Origin of the sequence: Streptomyces sp. NBC_01450, assembly GCF_036227505.1 — a bacterium.
Taxonomy (GTDB): Bacteria; Actinomycetota; Actinomycetes; order Streptomycetales; family Streptomycetaceae; genus Streptomyces.
On sequence record NZ_CP109480.1, the window covers coordinates 8,464,505 to 8,481,533 of the forward strand.

Sequence of the window (17,029 nt, forward strand, 5' to 3'; positions counted from 1 at the left end):
ACTGCCCGCCGGGGCAACCGCCCGGCCCCCCTCGCTCACACGGTCACTTCGTGACCGCCTTCAACGCGTTCACGGTGCCCCAGCCGTAGAACCCGTTGTGGTTCTTCGTGCCCTCGCACACCGCGTCGACCTTGCCGTCGCCGTCGATGTCGTACGGGTCGGTGCACGGTGTGGCGTCGGCCTCCGCGTACAGCAGCGCCTTCACCAGGGCGGCGGAGGCGTGCGGGTGGGTCGACTTGATGAGGGCGGCGACACCGGCGACGTGCGGGGACGCCATCGACGTGCCGGCCATGTAGCCCCATGTGCCGCCGGGCAGCGGGCCGAGGATCAGGCCGCTGGTGGCGGGCGGGGCGGGGGTCTGGTAGCGCGTCGAGTCGCCGCCGGGCGCGGCGACGTCGATGACGCCCAGGCCGTGGTTGGAGAAGGACGACTTGATGCCCTTGGCGCCCGTCGCGGCCACGGTGACCACACCCGGCAACTGGGTGGGGATGTCGTAGCACTTGGAGGGGTCGATCACCCGGTCCGAGGGTGTGCCGTCGTTCGGGGAGACCGGGTCGGTGATCGAGTCGGCGGCCAGGTCGTAGTTCTCGTTGCCCGCCGCGGCGACGTTGACGGTGCCCTTGCGCTCCGCGTACTGCGAGGCGCGGGTGATCGCGTCGACCAGGGCCTTCTGGTCCGGGTCGTCCTTGCAGTTGAAGTACCAGGGGTCGGTGTAATAGCTGTTGTTGGTCACGTCGACGTGGTGCTCGGCGGCCCACACGAAACCGCAGACGACGGCCTCGGTGTAGAAGTAGCCGGCCGTCGTGGCCACCTTGATGCCGGCGACCTTCACGCCGGGCGCGACGCCGGTGATGCCGACGCCGTTCTTGGCGCCCGCGATCTCGCCCGCGACATGCGTGCCGTGCGGGCTCTCCGCGGCGGTCGGCCGCCAGGCCCCGTCGGTGGTGTCCGGCTTGCCCGTCACACAGTTGACCGAGGCGTCGCGGTCGAAGTTCGGCGCGATGTCGGGGTGCGTGTCGTCGACACCGGTGTCGATCACGGCGACGGTCACCTTGCTGCTGCCGAGGGTCTTCTCGTGCGCCTTGTCCGCCTTGATCGCGGGCAGGTCCCACTGGAGGGACTCGAGCGGGTCCTGCCCGGCGGCGGCCTCGGCGCTCGCGGCCCGCTCCTGCGCGGCGGTGAGCACCTGGGGCGCGCCCATGTCGGTGGTCGACTGCGCGGGCAGCGGCGCGTTGCGCGTGTTGCCGGCCGACTGCACGCCGCGTACGCCGCGGATCGTCTTGGCGAAGTCGGCGTTCGAGGAGTGCACGACGATCACGCCGATCCGGTCGTACGACGTCACGATCGTGCCGCCGGCCTGGGCGATGGCCTTCTTCACGGAGGCGGAAGCGCCGTGCCCGGGGCGGACGTTGACGACATAGCTGAGGGCGGTCGCGTCCGCCGTCGGGGCCGTGGCGGTCTGAGCGGCGGCGCCGTCGGTGTCGGCCGCCGAGGCGCTGACGTTCGGCAGGAAGGCGAGGGCCGTCGCCGTGGCCATCCCGAGCGGGAGGGCTATGGCGCGGCGGGAGCGCTTGCGAGGCGCGGTCATGGATTCTCCAGTTCAATCGCGGTACGAGCGGTACGAGCCGTGCGGAAGCTCATGTGACGTACGGCCGGACCTACTTGATCGCCCGCAGCGCGTTGACGATCCCGGCTCCGTAGAAGCCGTTCACGTGCTTGCCGCCCACGCAGGTGGCGTCCACGACGCCGTCGCCGTCCCCGTCGTACGGGGCGGTCGGGCAACCCGGGTTGTCCGCCTCGGCCTTGAGGAGCGCCTGGAGCTGGGCCGGGGAGGCCCAGGGGTACTTGGACTTCAGCAGCGCGGCCACGCCCGCGACATGCGGCGTCGCCATCGACGTGCCCTGCAGGAAGCCGTACTCGTTGTTCGGCATCGTCGACAGGATGCGGCCGTTCTTCGACGGCGTGTCCGGGATCTGGTACTTGTCGCCGCCCGGCGCGGCGACGTCGATGACGCCCTTGCCGTAACTGGAGAAGTACGACTTGGCACCGGTGACGCCGGTCGAGGCGACCGTGACGACGCCCGGCAGCTGGGTCGGTACGTCGAAGCACTTGTGCGGGTCGACCGTACGGGGCACGGCGGTCGAGTCGTCGGGGCTGGAGGCGTCCTCAAGGGCGTTCGAGTCGAGGTCGTCGTTGGAGTTGCCTGCCGCGGCGACGTTGAGGGTGCCCTTCTTCTGGGCGTACAGCTGGGCCCGGTTGACGGCGTCGACGATCGCCCTCTGGTCGGGGTCGTCGAGGCAGTTGTAGAGCCACGGGTCCACGTAGTAGCTGTTGTTGGTGATCTCCACGCCGTGGTCGGCGGCGAAGACGAAGGCGCAGACGACGCTCTCCGGGTAGAAGAGCTGGCTGGCGTCCGGCTCGGCCACGGTGATGCCCGAGACCTTCACGCCGGGCGCGACGCCCGCGACGCCGATGCCGTTGCGGGCGGCGGCGATCTCCCCCGCGACATGCGTGCCGTGGTAGTGGTCGGCGTCCACGGGGCGCCACGAGCCGTACGTGGTGTCCGGCTTGCCGCCCACGCAGTTCGCGGACTGGGAGGGGGAGAAGTTCGGGGCGATGTCCGGGTGGGTGTCGTCGACGCCGACGTCGATCACGGCGACCGTCACGCTCTTGCTGCCCGGGTTGATCTTCGCGGCCTTGTCGGCGCCGATCGCGCGCAGGTCCCACTGGTCGGCTTCCAGGGGTTCCTCGCCCGCGGCGGCGGTCCTGGAGACCTTGGCGGCCTCGGCGGCGGACAGCATCTGCGCCGCGCCCTCGTCCGTCGTCCCCGCGGCCGTCAGGGGCGCGGTCCGGGTCGCGCCCGCCGACTGCACCCCGCGCACGGCGCGGATCTGCTTGCCGAAGTCCGGGTTGGCCGAATGGACGACGATCACACCGATCTTCTCGTAGGCGATGACGACGGTGCCGCCCGCCGCGGTGATCGCCTTCTCCACCGACGCGATCGTGCGGTGGTCCGTCCTGGTGTTCACCACGTACGCGAGGTTGGGGCCGTCCGCGCTCGGCGTGGCGGACGCGGTCAGCGGGGCCGCCGACGCGGCGCCCGGCAGGAAGCCGAGCGAGGCGGTGAGCGACAGGACGACCGGCACCGCGAGGGCGAGGCGACGTCTGGAACGCAGATGAGCCATGGGATCTCCACATCATCCGGAAACGAAAGCCGCCCGAACACAGGTGGTGCTCGGGCAGGTGCGTGAGGTGCTGAGGCTGGTGCGGGGGGCGCTTCGGCAGGTGCATGACGAGTACTGCAGGCCGAAGCTATCTCCCGTCCCAGCTGGCCAGCAATGACTTCCGGAGATGACTTCCGAAAGAAGTCGGGGGAGTTGAACCGGTCCACGCGTGGCGCCGTGACCTTGAGCAGGGAGCCCGAGGACGATCGAGCCCCCCGTTGGATCACGCAAGGAAGCAATACCGTCGCTCTCGGTCACGTGATCCAGGTCACTGTGAGGTCGCACCACATGTCCGCACCCCAGCCGTCCCCGTCCGCGAGCCCCGACTCGCCCCCGTCCATCGTCGTAACCGCACCCGCAACGCGAGGAGACTTCGTGGCTACCGACGCACCGCCCCCTTCGAAGGCCGATCCCCGGCTGCCCTCGACCGAGCAGTTCGTCGAGGTGCAGGAGAGCGCCGAGTTCGCCGAACTGCGGCGCGCGCACCGCTCCTTCGCCTTCCCGCTGACCGTCGCCTTCATCGCCTGGTACCTGCTGTACGTCCTGCTCTCGAACTACGCGGGCGACTTCATGGGCACCCAGGTGGTCGGCAACATCAACGTCGCCCTGGTTCTCGGGCTCGCGCAGTTCCTCACCACGTTCCTCATCGCCTGGTGGTACTCGCGGTACGCCGCCGCGAAGCTCGACCCCAAGGGCGAGGCGATCAAGTCCCGGCTGGAGGGCGACGCATGAGCCCCGTACAGACGACCGTGCTCGCCGCCGGTGAGGCCAGTCAGCACCGGCCGCTGATCATCACCCTCTTCGCGGTGTTCGTCGCCGCGACCCTCGTCATCACCGTCTGGGCGGGCCGCCAGACCAAGGACGCCGCCGACTTCTACGCGGGCGGACGACAGTTCACCGCCTTCCAGAACGGCCTGGCCGTCTCAGGCGACTACATGTCCGCGGCCTCGTTCCTCGGCATCGCGGGCGCGATCGCCCTCTTCGGGTACGACGGTTTCCTCTACTCCATCGGCTTCCTGGTCGCCTGGCTGGTGGCCCTCCTCCTGGTCGCCGAGCCACTGCGCAACTCCGGCCGCTACACCATGGGCGACGTACTGGCGTACCGCATGCGCCAGCGCCCGGTCCGTACCGCCGCGGGCACCTCCACCATCGTCGTGTCGATCTTCTACCTGCTGGCCCAGATGGCCGGCGCGGGCGTCCTGGTCTCGCTGCTCCTCGGCATCACCAGCGACGGCGGCAAGATCGGCATCGTCGCCCTCGTCGGCGTCCTGATGATCGTGTACGTCACCATCGGCGGCATGAAGGGCACCACCTGGGTCCAGATGGTCAAGGCCGTCCTGCTGATCATCGGCGCCCTGCTGCTCACCTTCCTGGTGCTGCTGAAGTTCAACTTCAACATCTCCGACCTGCTCGGCAAGGCGGCCGACAACAGCGGCAAGGGCGCACCCTTCCTGGAGCCCGGCCTCAAGTACGGCGCCACGTCCACCACCAAGCTGGACTTCATCTCCCTGGGCATGGCACTGGTCCTGGGCACCGCGGGCCTGCCGCACATCCTGATCCGCTTCTACACCGTGCCCACGGCGAAGACCGCGCGGAAGTCGGTGAACTGGGCGATCGGCCTCATCGGCGCCTTCTACCTGATGACCCTCGCCCTCGGCTTCGGCGCCGCCGCGCTGATCAAACCCGACGAGATCATCGCCTCCAACAAGGCGGGCAACACCGCCGCGCCCCTCCTGGCACTGCACCTGGGAGGCGTCGACTCCAACTGGGGCGCCATCCTGCTCGCCTCCATCTCCGCCGTCGCCTTCGCCACCATCCTCGCGGTCGTCGCCGGTCTGACCCTGGCCTCGTCCTCCTCCTTCGCGCACGACATCTACGCGAACGTCATCAAGAGGGGGCAGGCCACGGAGAAACAGGAGATGACCGCCGCCCGCTACGCGACGGTGGGCATCGGTGCCGTCTCCATCCTGCTGGGCGCCCTCGCCCGCGACCTGAACGTCGCCGGTCTGGTCGCGCTCGCCTTCGCGGTCGCCGCCTCCGCCAACCTGCCGACGATCCTCTACAGCCTCTTCTGGAAGCGGTTCACCACCCAGGGCGCGCTGTGGTCGATCTACGGCGGTCTGATCACGGCGGTCGGCCTGGTGCTGTTCTCGCCGGTGGTCTCGGGCAAGCCCACCTCGATGTTCCCCGACGTCGACTTCCACTGGTTCCCGCTGGAGAACCCCGGCCTCATCTCGATCCCGGTCGGCTTCCTGCTGGGCTGGCTCGGCACGCTCCTGTCCAAGGAGGAGCCGGACGTCGGCAAGTACGCCGAGCTGGAGGTGCGGTCCCTGACGGGGACCGGAGCACACTGATCCCCCTCGCCGACGGCCGCGTCGTAGATCTCTACGACGCGGCCGCGCCGCGTCTGGTGGGATCCGGCCGGGGCTGATGTCAGTCGTGTCACGTAGGCTCGATCGTGTCGAGTGGAAGTGATCCGTAACGAGGGAGGGGGCCCACGTGCTCATCGACACCTATGGCCGAGTGGCCACCGACCTGCGCGTCTCACTGACGGACAGGTGCAATCTCCGGTGCACGTACTGCATGCCCGAAGAAGGCCTGCAGTGGCTGGCCAAGCCCGACCTGCTCACGGACGACGAGATCGTCCGTCTCATCGAGATAGCGGTCACCCGCCTCGGCATCACCGAGGTCCGCTTCACCGGCGGCGAGCCTCTGCTGCGCCCCGGCCTGGTGGGCATCGTGGAGCGGGTCGCCACGCTCGAGCCCCGTCCCCAGATGTCCCTGACGACCAACGGCATCGGTCTCAAGCGCACCGCCGGGGCCCTGAAGGCCGCCGGCCTCGACCGGGTGAACGTCTCGCTGGACACCCTGCGCCCCGACGTCTTCAAGAGGCTCACCCGCCGCGACCGCCACCAGGACGTCATCGCGGGCCTCGAAGCCGCCGGCGACGCCGGCCTGACCCCCGTCAAGGTCAACTGCGTTCTGATGCCGGGCCTCAACGACGACGAGGCCCCCGACCTCCTGGCCTGGGCGGTGGAGCACGACTACGAGCTGCGCTTCATCGAGCAGATGCCCCTCGACGCCCAGCACGGCTGGAAGCGCGAGGGCATGGTCACCGCGGGCGACATTCTCGCCTCGCTGCGCACGCGCTTCGTGCTCACTGAGGAAGGCGCCGACGACCGGGGTTCCGCCCCTGCCGAGCGCTGGCTCGTGGACGGCGGCCCGCACCGCGTCGGCGTGATCGCCTCGGTCACCCGCCCCTTCTGCGCGGCCTGCGACCGTACGCGCCTCACTGCCGACGGCCAGATACGCAACTGCCTGTTCGCCACCGAGGAGACCGACCTGCGCACCGCCCTCCGCTCGGACGCCCCCGACGAGGAGATCGCCCGCATCTGGCGCCTCGCGATGTGGGGCAAGAAGGCGGGCTCGGGCCTGGACGACCCGTCGTTCCTCCAGCCGGCCAGACCGATGTCCGCGATCGGCGGCTAGTGCCGCGGCAGGCAACGTTTGCCCGTCAAGGAGCGGCGTCCGGTGCGTGCTCTCGGCGTGCCGGCCGGAAGGCCCCGTCGACGGACCGGACGTACTTGGGCTTTCGGCCGGTGCGGCGAGAGTGCGTGCCGGGCGTCGCGACGGGGCGAACGTTGCCTGCCGCGGCACTAGTGACTCCGTCGAGGTAGGCGTCCCTTTAGGGGCGCGGGGCTGTGACACATGCGGCTCCGCCGCGTGGGCGCGACCAGCCACACACGACCCGCACTTCCAGAACCGCTCAGCCCTCCGGCTCCTGCCAGTCCTCCAGCCGGACCACGTCCTTCAAAAAGCCCCGCACGCCCAGGAACTTGGACAGGTGCTCACGGTGCTCCTCGCACGCGAGCCACGTCTTGCGCCGCTCGGGTGTGTGCAGCTTCGGGTTGTTCCAGGCGAGCACCCACACGGCATCGGTGCGGCAGCCCTTGGCGGAGCACTGCGGAGTGCCGGGGGGCGGGGACATGTCGGGGAGCGGGAAAGTCACGCCTCAACCCTAGACGGCCCCGAAAAGGCGACGCCGAGCAGCCACGGGGGGAGCTGCCCGGCGTCGGTCTGTCGCTCCGACGGGGGATGCGGAGCGCGTACGAAGTATGTCACGGGTGACCGTCCGCCCGGCACCGGAACAACATGATTGATCTGAGCTTTTCTTGAGCTTGGTGCGCGATTGGATTCCGTTTCCGGCGGATCCTCCGTGGTCAGGTGAGGGTCGAGTCGGGCTCGGCCCGCTCGTGCGGCTCGCCTCCCGGACGCGTCCCGGGGTTGGTCACGACGTCCTCCGGGACGGATTCCGCGGAGGCGCTCGGGCGTGGCGGCGCGATCATCGGAGGGCCGGGCACGGTGACGAATGTCGACGGCAGCGACGGCGCGTTCTCCCGTCCGGCGTTGGCGATCACCACGGCGACGTAAGGGAGGACTATCCCGAGCACCAGTGCGACGATTGCGACGTGCCGCTCCACGTTCCACAGGGTCGCGGCGAGGATCACGGCGACCGTGCGGACAGACATCGAGATGACATAGCGGCGCTGTCTGCCGCGCACGTCCTCGTCGAGCCCCTGCCTGGCCCCGGTGATCCGGAAGACCTGGCCGTTGCTCTGCTTCCGCATCACGTTCCACCACCTGCCCTGTGTCGGACGCTCCTTGGCCCGTACCCCGTCCGAACCCGGTCTGGGAAGCAGGCCCGAACATGTCTCACGTTACGCCGCGGCTCCGTCGCCTTCGAGACCGGGGCGGGTCCGGCTTGGGGGGGGGGGCATGATGCGCCGTACCGCGTATGGCCGCGCCCGACATGCGCCGTATGGCGCACACGCCGAGACTGGGCGAAATGCTCACGTAGAGCCGTACTAGGAGGCAGAGATGGGCTGGTTGTGGGCGATCATCGTGGGCTTCGTGCTGGGCCTGCTGGCCAAGGCGATCCTTCCGGGCAAGCAGCACAGCCCACTCTGGCTGACCACCATCTTCGGCATCCTCGGAGCCATCGTCGGCAACGCGATCGCCCGGGCTCTCGGCGTCGCCGAGACGCGGGGCATCGACTGGAGCCGCCACGCCTTCCAGCTCGTGGCCGCGATCATCATCGTGTTCCTCGGCGACATGGCGTACATGGCGCTGCGGGGCAACAAGCAGAAAGCCTGACGCGCGGGTACGACGAAAGGGGCGGCCTCCCGCACGGGAGACCGCCCCTTCCTTGTGTCTAGGCCCCTGTGACCTCTACCGCCGCCAGGTTCTTCTTGCCCCGGCGCAGTACCAGCCAGCGCCCGTGCAGCAGGTCCTCCTTGGCGGGGACCGCGTCCTCGGCGGTGACCTTGACGTTGTTCACGTAGGCACCGCCCTCCTTGACCGTGCGGCGCGCGGCCGACTTGCTGGCCACCAGGCCGACCTCCGCGAAGAGGTCGACCACCGGGCCGAGCTCGGCGACCTGGATGTGCGGCACCTCGAAGAGCGCCGCGGCCAGCGTCCGCTCGTCGAGCCCGGTCAGCTCGCCCTGACCGAAGAGGGCCTTGGACGCGGCGATCACCGCGGCCGTCTGGTCGGCGCCGTGCACCAGCGTCGTCAGTTCCTCGGCGAGCGCGCGCTGGGCGGCGCGGGCCTGGGGGCGCTCTTCGGTCTGCTTCTCCAGCTCCTCGAGTTCCTCGCGGGACCTGAAGGACAGGATGCGCATGTACGTCGAGATGTCCCGGTCGTCCACGTTCAGCCAGAACTGGTAGAACGCGTACGGCGTCGTCATCTCCGGGTCGAGCCATACGGCGCCGCCCTCGGTCTTGCCGAACTTGGTGCCGTCCGCCTTGACCATCAGCGGCGTGGCCAGCGCGTGCACGCTGGCGTGCGGCTCCAGGCGATGGATCAGATCGAGACCCGCGGTGAGGTTGCCCCACTGGTCGCTGCCGCCCTGCTGCAATGTGCAGCCGTAGCGTCGGTACAGCTCCAGGAAGTCCATGCCCTGCAGCAGCTGGTAACTGAACTCCGTGTAGCTGATGCCTTCCTCGGACTCCAGGCGCCGGGCGACCGAGTCCTTCGTCAGCATCTTGTTGACGCGGAAGTGCTTGCCGATGTCCCGCAGGAACTCGATGGCCGACAGGCCGGCCGTCCAGTCGAGGTTGTTCACCATGATCGCGGCGTTCTCGCCCTCGAAGGACAGGAACGGCTCGATCTGTGAGCGCAGCCGGGTCACCCAGTTCGCGACCGTCTCCGGATCGTTCAGCGTGCGCTCGGCCGTCGGGCGCGGGTCACCGATCTGGCCCGTCGCGCCACCGACCAGGGCGAGCGGGCGCAGGCCCGCCAGCTGAAGGCGACGCATGGTGAGGACCTGCACCAGGTGGCCGACGTGCAGACTGGCCGCCGTCGGGTCGAAACCGCAATAGAACGTGACGGGACCGTCCGCGAGCGCCTTGCGCAAAGCGTCCTCGTCAGTGGACAGGGCCCACAGCCCACGCCACTTCAGCTCGTCGACGATGTCCGTCACGGTTCTCGTATCTCCTTGAGTGGTCTCGTGAATCAGGTACGAGGTTATACGCCCTGGCTGACAGAGCTCATGTTGAAGTCGGGCACCCTCAGCGCGGGCATCGCAGCACGAGTGAACCAATCGCTCCATTCGCGCGGCAATGTCTTTTCCGTGCGCCCCGCCTCCGTCGCCCGCGACAGCAGGTCCACCGGCGACTCGTTGAACCGGAAGTTGTTCACCTCGCCGACGACCTGGCCGTTCTCGACGAGGTAGACGCCGTCCCGGGTCAGTCCCGTGAGCAGCAGCGTCGCCGGGTCGACCTCGCGGATGTACCAGAGGCAGGTCAGCAGCAGACCGCGCTCGGTGGCGGCGACCATCTCCTCCAGGGAGCGGTCCTCGCCGCCGTCCAGGATCAGGTTGCCGATGGTCGGGGCGACGGGCAGCCCGGTGAGGCCCGCGCTGTGCCGGGTGGTGGAGAGACGGTTCAGGGTGCCCTCGCGCACCCAGTCCGTCGCGGACAGCGGCAGCCCGTTGTCGAACACGGACGCGTCGTCGCCGGAGGAGTGCGTGAGCACGAAGGGCGCGGACTCCAGTCCCGGCTCGTTCGGGTCGCTGCGCAGGGTCAGCGGCAGCTCGGTGAGCTTCTCGCCGACCCGGGTGCCGCCGCCGGGCTTGCTGAACACGGTCCGGCCCTCGGCCGCGTCCCGGGCCGCCGCCGACCACATCTGGTAGATCAGCAGGTCCGCGACCGCGGTCGGCGGCAGCAGCGTCTCGTAGCGGCCGGCGGGCAGGTCGATGCGCCGCTCGGCCCACCCGAGCCGGGTCGCCAGCTCGGCGTCCAGGGCGGCAGGGTCGACGTCCTTGAAGTCCCGCGTGGACCGCCCCGCCCACGCCGAGCGCGTCCGGTCGGGCGACTTGGCGTTGAGTTCCAGCGTCCCGTTGGGCTGGTCGTGACGCAGGCGCAGCCCCGTCGACGTACCGAGATAGCTGGAGACGAGCTCGTGGTTGGCGAAGCCGTACAGCTCCCGCCCGCCCGCCCGTGCGCGGGCGAAGGACTCGCCGAGTGCCGGGGCGAAGTCGGCGAAGACGGCGGAGGAGGTCTCGGAGGGCGCGTCGGTGAAGTCGGGGGACTCCGGCACGCCGGTGACCAGCGGCTGGGCGTCCTCGGCGGCCCCCGCGCCGCGTGCGGCCGCCTCCGCGGCCCGCACCAGGGGTTCCAGCTCGTCCGCGGTCACGGCCGTGCGTGAGACGACTCCGGAGGCCGTGCCCTCTCGGCCGTCGACGGTCGCGATGACGGTCAGGGTGCGCCCGCGTGTGACCCCGTTCGTGGTCAGCGCGTTGCCGGCCCAGCGCAGGTTGGCGGTCGAGTGCTCGTCGGCGATCACGACGCAGCCGTCGGCGCGGGAGAGTTCGAGGGCGCGCTCGACGACCTCGTGCGGCTTGTTCGTACGGGCGCTCATCGACCGGCCTCCTGCGTCGTGTTGAGGATGTTGACCCCCTGGAAGAGGGCCGACGGGCAGCCGTGAGAGACCGCCGCGACCTGGCCCGGCTGGGCCTTGCCGCAGTTGAAGGCACCGCCCAGGACATACGTTCCCGGACCACCCACCGCGGCCATCGAACCCCAGAAGTCGGTGGTGGTGGCCTGGTAGGCGACATCCCGCAGCTGTCCGGTGATCCGACCGTTCTCGATCTTGAAGAACCGCTGACCGGTGAACTGGAAGTTGTACCGCTGCATGTCGATGGACCAGGACCGGTCACCGACGACGTAGATCCCCCGATCCACACCCCCGATCAGGTCCTCGGTCGAGTGTCCCGCGGGGTCCGGCTGGAGTGAGACGTTGGCCATGCGCTGTACGGGCACGTGCCCGGGGGAGTCGGCGTACGCGCACCCGTTGGACCGGTCGAAGCCGGTCAGTCTCGCGATGCGCCGGTCCAGCTGGTAGCCGACGAGGGTGCCGTCCTTCACGAGGTCCCAGGACTGTCCCTCGACGCCCTCGTCGTCGTAGCCGATGGTCGCGAGGCCGTGCTCGGCGGTGCGGTCACCGGTGACGTTCATCCGCTCGGAGCCGTACCTCAGCTTGCCGAGCTGGTCGAAGGTGGCGAAGGAGGTGCCGGCGTACGCCGCCTCGTAGCCCAGGGCGCGGTCCAGCTCGGTGGCGTGTCCGATGGACTCGTGGATCGTCAGCCACAGGTTGGAGGGGTCGACGACGAGGTCGTACAGCCCCGCCTCGACGCTCGGCGCCCGCATCTTCTCGGCGAGCAGCTCCGGGATCCGCGCGAGCTCGGACTCCCAGTCCCAGCCGGTGCCCGTCAGGTACTCCCAGCCGCGTCCGACCGGCGGCGCGATGGTGCGCATGGAGTCGAACTCGCCGCTGGACTCGTCGACGGCGACGGCGGTGAGCTGCGGGTGCAGCCGTACGCGCTGCTGGGTGGTCACGGTCCCGGCGGTGTCGGCGTAGAACTTGTTCTCGTGGACCGTCATCAGCGAGGCGTCGACGTGGTTGACGCCGTCGGCGGCGAGCAGCCGCGCGCTCCAGTCGGCGAGCAGTCCGGCCTTCTCCTCGTCCGGCACGGAGAAGGGGTCGATGTCGTACGACGAGATCCATGTCTTCTCGGCGTGCACCGGCTCGTCCGCCAGCTCCACCCGCTCGTCGGAACCGGCCGCCCTGATCACCTGTGCCGAGAGCTTCGCCATCGCCACGGCCTGCGACGCGACCTTCGCGGCCGCGTCCATCGTCAGATCCACACCCGACGCGAACCCCCAGGTCCCGCCGTGCACCACCCGCACCGCGTACCCCAGGTCCGTGGTGTCCGACGATCCGGCCGGCTTCGCGTCCCGCAGCCGCCAGGACGCGCTGCGCACCCGCTCGAACCGGAAGTCCGCGTGCTCGGCCCCCAGCGCGCGCGCCCGCGCGAGCGCGGCGTCGGCCAGGGCCCGCAGTGGCAGTGCCGTGAAGGCTTCGTCGATGGAATGAGGCACGGAGGTCTCCCTGCTGTCGTGGCCTGTCGGGTCCGATCATGTCGCGCGGGCGGGTCCGGGGGCCACATCTTTCCGTTCGCTCGGCGAGGCTTTCTGTAGGGATCCGACAGTGAGCACCCCGCGCCACTGTCGGTGCCCGATTCTCCGGGAGGCGTAGGGGACCGATAGGTTTCCAGGGAAGGCGCCTGTCTTGCAGGGGTTTCAGACAGCTATCGAAAGGGTGATCCGTTGAGCCGCTCGGTTCTTGTCACCGGAGGCAACCGGGGCATCGGCCTCGCCATCGCCCGCGCGTTCGCCGATGCCGGCGACAAAGTCGCGATCACATACCGTTCGGGTGAGCCGCCGGCTGCCCTCACCGCATTGGGCTGCCTCGCCGTCAAGTGCGACATCACCGACACCGAGCAGGTGGAGCAGGCCTACAAGGAGATCGAGGCCGAGCACGGCCCCGTCGAGATCCTGGTCGCCAACGCGGGTGTCACCAAGGACCAGCTTCTGATGCGGATGTCCGAGGAGGACTTCACCTCCGTCCTCGACACCAACCTCACCGGCACCTTCCGGGTCGTCAAGCGTGCCAACCGCGGCATGCTCCGGGCCAAGAAGGGGCGGGTCGTCCTCGTTTCGTCGGTCGTGGGGCTGCTCGGCTCCGCGGGGCAGTCGAACTACGCCGCCTCCAAGGCCGCCCTGGTCGGCTTCGCGCGCTCGCTCGCCCGCGAACTCGGCTCGCGCAACATCACCTTCAACGTCGTCGCGCCCGGTTTCGTCGACACCGACATGACCAAGGTGCTCACCGACGAGCAGCGTGCGGGCATCGTCGCCCAGGTGCCGCTCGGCCGGTACGCGCAGCCCGAGGAGATCGCCGCGACGGTGCGGTTCCTCGCCTCGGACGACGCCTCGTACATCACTGGAGCCGTCATTCCGGTTGACGGCGGACTGGGAATGGGTCACTGATCACCATGAGCGGAATCCTCGAGGGCAAGCGCGTCCTGATCTCCGGTGTGCTGATGGAGTCCTCCATCGCCTTCCACGCCGCCAAGCAGGCCCAGGAGCAGGGCGCGGAGATCATCCTGACCGCGTTCCCGCGGCCCACGCTGACCGAGCGCATCGCCAAGAAGCTTCCCAAGCCCACCAAGGTCATCGAGCTCGACGTGACCAACGACGAGCACCTGGCGCGTCTCGCCGACGTCGTCGGTGAGGAGCTGGGCGGCCTGGACGGCGTCGTCCACTCCATCGGCTTCGCGCCGCAGGACGCGCTGGGCGGCAACTTCCTCAACACGCCGTTCGAGTCCGTCGCCACCGCGATGCACGTCTCGGCGTTCTCCCTGAAGTCGCTGACCATGGCTTGTCTGCCGCTGATGCAGAACGGCGGCTCGGTCGTGGGCCTCACCTTCGACGCGTCCTTCGCCTGGCCGCAGTACGACTGGATGGGCCCGGCCAAGGCCGCCCTGGAGGCCACCAGCCGCTACCTCGCCCGCGACCTGGGCAAGCAGAACATCCGCTGCAACCTCATCTCCGCGGGCCCGCTCGGCTCGATGGCCGCCAAGTCCATCCCGGGCTTCGGCGAGCTGGCCTCCGTGTGGGACAACCGCTCTCCCCTGGAGTGGGACCTCAAGGACCCCGAGCCGGCCGGCAAGGGCGTCGTCGCCCTGCTGAGCGACTGGTTCCCGAAGACCACCGGCGAGATCATCCACGTGGACGGCGGTCTGCACGCCATCGGTGCCTGATTTCCCCCGTCCGGCCGACGCCCCGTTTCCCGCAGCGTGCGGGCAGCGGGGCGTCGCCCGTTCGGCCTAGTCGGCCGGGCGCCCCGGGCACCGTACCGCGCACGCTGGAACCACGCACCGCCCCGCAGCCGTACGGCCGAGGAGGTCCCCTTGTGCGCCTGTCCCGCCGTTTTGCCCCGGCGTTCGCCGCTCTCGCGTTCATGATGGTTCTGCCGTACGACGCCGTGCCCCACACGCGCGTGGTGCGCGGAAAACCCCCCGTCCCCCAGCCGTTCGGCGCCGATTGCCGCACCACGGTCGAGGGGTCGCACGTGACCGCGTACTGCCACAACCCCTACCCGGAGACCGACCAGGTCGCCCTGCACATCGAGTGCGACCGCTGGTGGGACATCGACACCGACACCGACCCGGTCGACGCGGGCCCCGCGATGACGGTCCGGCTGACCGGCCGATGCTGGGAGGAGGTCCGGTCGGCGTGGGTCACCCACCAGAAGTGACGGCGTTCGTCAGCCGTCTCAGGCCTGAGGCGTGAGCCGTCCCGGACGGCACTGGAACGGATAGCCCCCGGCCTCCGCGCCCGCCGCCTCCGTGTCCCCCGCGCGGATCGCGTCGACGAGCCGCGCGTGGTCCATGTACGTCTCCGGCGTCAGCTTCCCTCCGACGTCCTCGCGCAGCCAGTCCCTCAGCACCTCGCCCAGGTCCGCGTACATCGCCGTCATGACGTCGTTGTGGGACGCGGCCACCACCGCCAGGTGGAAGGTCGCGTCGGCGGCCACGAAGGCCTCCGCGTCACCCGACTCCCAGGCCTCCTCACGCCGTACGAGCAGCGCGTCGAGCTGCTTCAGATCGCGCTCGGTGCGCCGCTCGGCGGCCAGCTTCGCCGCGCTCGACTCCAGCGTGGCGCGCAGCTCGGCGATGTGCCGCGGCTCGGCGTCGGCGAAGCGCCGGTGCATCACGCCCGCGAGCTCGCTGGTCGCCACGACATAGGTGCCCGAGCCCTGGCGGATGTCGAGCAGACCGTTGTGGGCCAGCGCGCGGACCGCCTCGCGGACGGTGTTGCGGGCGACGCCCAGCTGCTCGACCAGCTCCGGCTCGGTGGGGATGCGGGAGCCGACCGGCCACTCGCCCGAGGTGATCTGGTTCCGCAGCTCGGCGATGACCTGCTCGGACAGCGCCGAACGGCGAGGGTGGCTCAGCGGCATGACGGTCCTTCGTACGGGCCCGGTGTGGTCGTTCGCGCGGGGCCGGAGAATCCGGAGATTAACGCAAGGGGATTGGACAGCCAATCATCCCATGATTCTATGATGGGCGTCATGGTGAGCGAGGAGACCCGGACGATGACGTCCACGCCCATACGTAGTCCGGACGAGAGCAGGGAGCCCCAACCGCATCCCACGCGTGCGTGGACGACGCGGCTCGTGACGGTCGGCATCGTCCTCACGGCCCTCAACCTGCGCCCCGCCATCACCAGCTTCGGCGCTCTCCTCGAAGAGGTGCGCGACGGGCTCGGCATGAGCGGCAGCGTCGCCGGGCTGCTCACCTCCGTACCGCCGCTCTGCTTCGCCGTCTTCGGCGTCATGGCGCCACGCCTCGCCCGCCGCTTCGGGCCCGGAACGGTCGTCTGCGCCGGAATGGCCGCCATCACGGCAGGGCTCGCGATCCGGCCCTACACCGGGAGCGCGGTCGGCTTCCTGGCCGCCAGCGCCCTCGCCCTGATGGGCATCGCCGTCAGCAACGTCCTGATGCCGGTGATCGTCAAGAGCTGGTTCCCGGACCGGGTCGGCTCCATGACCGGCCTCTACTCGATGGCGCTCGCCCTGGGCACCTCGGCCGCGGCGGCGGTGACCGTGCCCATGACCAACGCCCTGGGCGGCAGTTGGCAGTCCGGCCTCGCGGTGTGGGCCGGCCTGGCCGCGGCCGCCGTACTGCCATGGATCGCGCTGGTACGCGCGCGGGGCGCCGATTCCCGCGACGGCGAGCGGCCGCATACGACACCCCCTGCCGCGCGGGAACCCGGCGGACCGCGCATCACCCGCAGCCGGACCGCCTGGGCGCTCGCCGTCTTCTTCGGACTCCAGGCCACCGCCGCGTACATCACGATGGGCTGGATGCCGCAGATCTTCCGCGACGCGGGCGTCTCCGCGGGCACCGCGGGGCTGCTCCTCGCCGTCACCATGGCGATGGGCGTGCCCCTGGCCTTCGTCATCCCGCGCCTCGCCACCCGCATACCCCACCAGGGGCCGATCGTGGTCGCGCTCGGCGCCTGCGGCCTCGCGGGATACGCGGGCCTTTACGTCGCCCCGGCGGGCGGAGCCTGGGCCTGGGCCCTGCTGCTCGGCGTCTCCAACTGCGCCTTCCCCCTGGCCCTCACCATGGTCGGCATGCGGGCCAGGACCGGCGCGGGCGTCGCCCAGCTCTCGGCGTTCGCGCAGAGCACCGGGTATCTGATCTCGATCCCGGGGCCCCTGCTCGTGGGCGTGCTCTACCAGCACAGCGGCGGCTGGGGGCTGCCGATCGCGCTCATGGCCGCCCTGATGGTGCCGCAGATCGCGGTGGGCGTCGTGGCCGGCCGCGACCGTACGGTGGAGGACGAGGCGGCGCGCGGGACCCGCTCCTGAGGCCCCCGACGGCGGAGGTGCGGACG

The 17,029-nt window shown here is 70.1% G+C and carries 16 protein-coding genes; 8 read left to right on the forward strand and 8 right to left on the reverse strand.

Features of this window, described 5'->3' with window-relative positions:
• Positions 1-43: 43 nt before the first annotated feature.
• On the reverse strand, positions 44-1,588 hold the full coding sequence (locus OG568_RS37610) for a S8 family peptidase (RefSeq protein ID WP_266581597.1): 1,545 nt from the start codon (positions 1,586-1,588) through the stop codon (positions 44-46).
• 70 nt (positions 1,589-1,658) lie between these two features.
• Entirely contained in the window at positions 1,659-3,185 is a 1,527-nt protein-coding gene (locus OG568_RS37615; protein ID WP_329534772.1) for a S8 family serine peptidase, read from the reverse strand.
• 414 nt (positions 3,186-3,599) lie between these two features.
• Between OG568_RS37615 and OG568_RS37620 the strand changes: the two genes are divergently transcribed.
• The 3 genes from OG568_RS37620 (at position 3,600) to moaA (ending at position 6,713) form a co-directional block, all read left to right on the forward strand.
• Entirely contained in the window at positions 3,600-3,956 is a 357-nt protein-coding gene (locus OG568_RS37620) for a DUF485 domain-containing protein (protein WP_067364553.1), read from the forward strand.
• Complete coding sequence (locus tag OG568_RS37625) at positions 3,953-5,578, forward strand: solute symporter family protein (protein ID WP_329534773.1); 1,626 nt, start codon at positions 3,953-3,955, stop codon at positions 5,576-5,578. Before OG568_RS37620 ends, OG568_RS37625 begins: the two co-directional genes overlap by 4 nt.
• A 145-nt stretch (positions 5,579-5,723) precedes the next feature.
• Positions 5,724-6,713, forward strand: coding sequence for a GTP 3',8-cyclase MoaA (gene moaA, locus OG568_RS37630; protein ID WP_329534774.1), 990 nt, complete (start codon positions 5,724-5,726; stop codon positions 6,711-6,713).
• A 277-nt stretch (positions 6,714-6,990) separates the two neighbouring features.
• On the opposite strand, the gene OG568_RS37635 is transcribed toward moaA, so the two are convergent.
• Together OG568_RS37635 and OG568_RS37640 are read right to left on the reverse strand one after the other, a co-directional pair.
• The gene (locus OG568_RS37635) at positions 6,991-7,212 is read right to left on the reverse strand and encodes a hypothetical protein (protein WP_329536564.1); all 222 of its coding nucleotides are present in this window, start codon (positions 7,210-7,212) and stop codon (positions 6,991-6,993) included.
• 232 nt (positions 7,213-7,444) lie between these two features.
• Positions 7,445-7,852 (reverse strand): DUF3099 domain-containing protein, encoded by a 408-nt coding sequence (locus OG568_RS37640; protein ID WP_329534775.1) that lies wholly within the window; start codon positions 7,850-7,852, stop codon positions 7,445-7,447.
• 250 nt (positions 7,853-8,102) lie between these two features.
• Between OG568_RS37640 and OG568_RS37645 the strand changes: the two genes are divergently transcribed.
• On the forward strand, positions 8,103-8,378 hold the full coding sequence (locus OG568_RS37645) for a GlsB/YeaQ/YmgE family stress response membrane protein (RefSeq protein ID WP_054232233.1): 276 nt from the start codon (positions 8,103-8,105) through the stop codon (positions 8,376-8,378).
• Between the two features lie 58 nt (positions 8,379-8,436).
• Here the strand turns inward: OG568_RS37645 and tyrS are convergent, their stop codons facing one another.
• Genes tyrS through OG568_RS37660 form a run of 3 tightly spaced genes read right to left on the reverse strand, consistent with a single transcriptional unit; the run spans position 8,437 to position 12,664 of the window.
• Complete coding sequence (gene tyrS / locus OG568_RS37650) at positions 8,437-9,705, reverse strand: tyrosine--tRNA ligase (RefSeq protein WP_329534776.1); 1,269 nt, start codon at positions 9,703-9,705, stop codon at positions 8,437-8,439.
• Between the two features lie 44 nt (positions 9,706-9,749).
• A complete protein-coding gene (locus OG568_RS37655; protein WP_329534777.1) occupies positions 9,750-11,144 on the reverse strand; it encodes a metallopeptidase TldD-related protein in 1,395 nt (464 codons plus the stop codon).
• Positions 11,141-12,664 (reverse strand): TldD/PmbA family protein, encoded by a 1,524-nt coding sequence (locus OG568_RS37660; protein ID WP_266415547.1) that lies wholly within the window; start codon positions 12,662-12,664, stop codon positions 11,141-11,143. The genes OG568_RS37655 and OG568_RS37660 overlap by 4 nt, the downstream gene beginning before the upstream one ends.
• A gap of 228 nt (positions 12,665-12,892) precedes the next feature.
• Between OG568_RS37660 and fabG the strand changes: the two genes are divergently transcribed.
• The 3 genes from fabG (at position 12,893) to OG568_RS37675 (ending at position 14,882) form a co-directional block, all read left to right on the forward strand.
• Positions 12,893-13,612, forward strand: coding sequence for a 3-oxoacyl-[acyl-carrier-protein] reductase (gene fabG, locus OG568_RS37665; protein WP_266415548.1), 720 nt, complete (start codon positions 12,893-12,895; stop codon positions 13,610-13,612).
• Between the two features lie 5 nt (positions 13,613-13,617).
• The gene (gene fabI, locus OG568_RS37670; RefSeq protein WP_266415549.1) at positions 13,618-14,385 is read left to right on the forward strand and encodes an enoyl-ACP reductase FabI; all 768 of its coding nucleotides are present in this window, start codon (positions 13,618-13,620) and stop codon (positions 14,383-14,385) included.
• Between the two features lie 152 nt (positions 14,386-14,537).
• A complete protein-coding gene (locus tag OG568_RS37675) occupies positions 14,538-14,882 on the forward strand; it encodes a hypothetical protein (protein ID WP_266581591.1) in 345 nt (114 codons plus the stop codon).
• Between the two features lie 18 nt (positions 14,883-14,900).
• Here the strand turns inward: OG568_RS37675 and OG568_RS37680 are convergent, their stop codons facing one another.
• Positions 14,901-15,587 (reverse strand): FadR/GntR family transcriptional regulator, encoded by a 687-nt coding sequence (locus OG568_RS37680; protein WP_266415554.1) that lies wholly within the window; start codon positions 15,585-15,587, stop codon positions 14,901-14,903.
• A 99-nt stretch (positions 15,588-15,686) separates the two neighbouring features.
• Here OG568_RS37680 and OG568_RS37685 point away from each other — a divergent pair, with 99 nt between their 5' ends.
• Complete coding sequence (locus OG568_RS37685; RefSeq protein ID WP_329534778.1) at positions 15,687-17,003, forward strand: CynX/NimT family MFS transporter; 1,317 nt, start codon at positions 15,687-15,689, stop codon at positions 17,001-17,003.
• Positions 17,004-17,029: the final 26 nt, after the last annotated feature.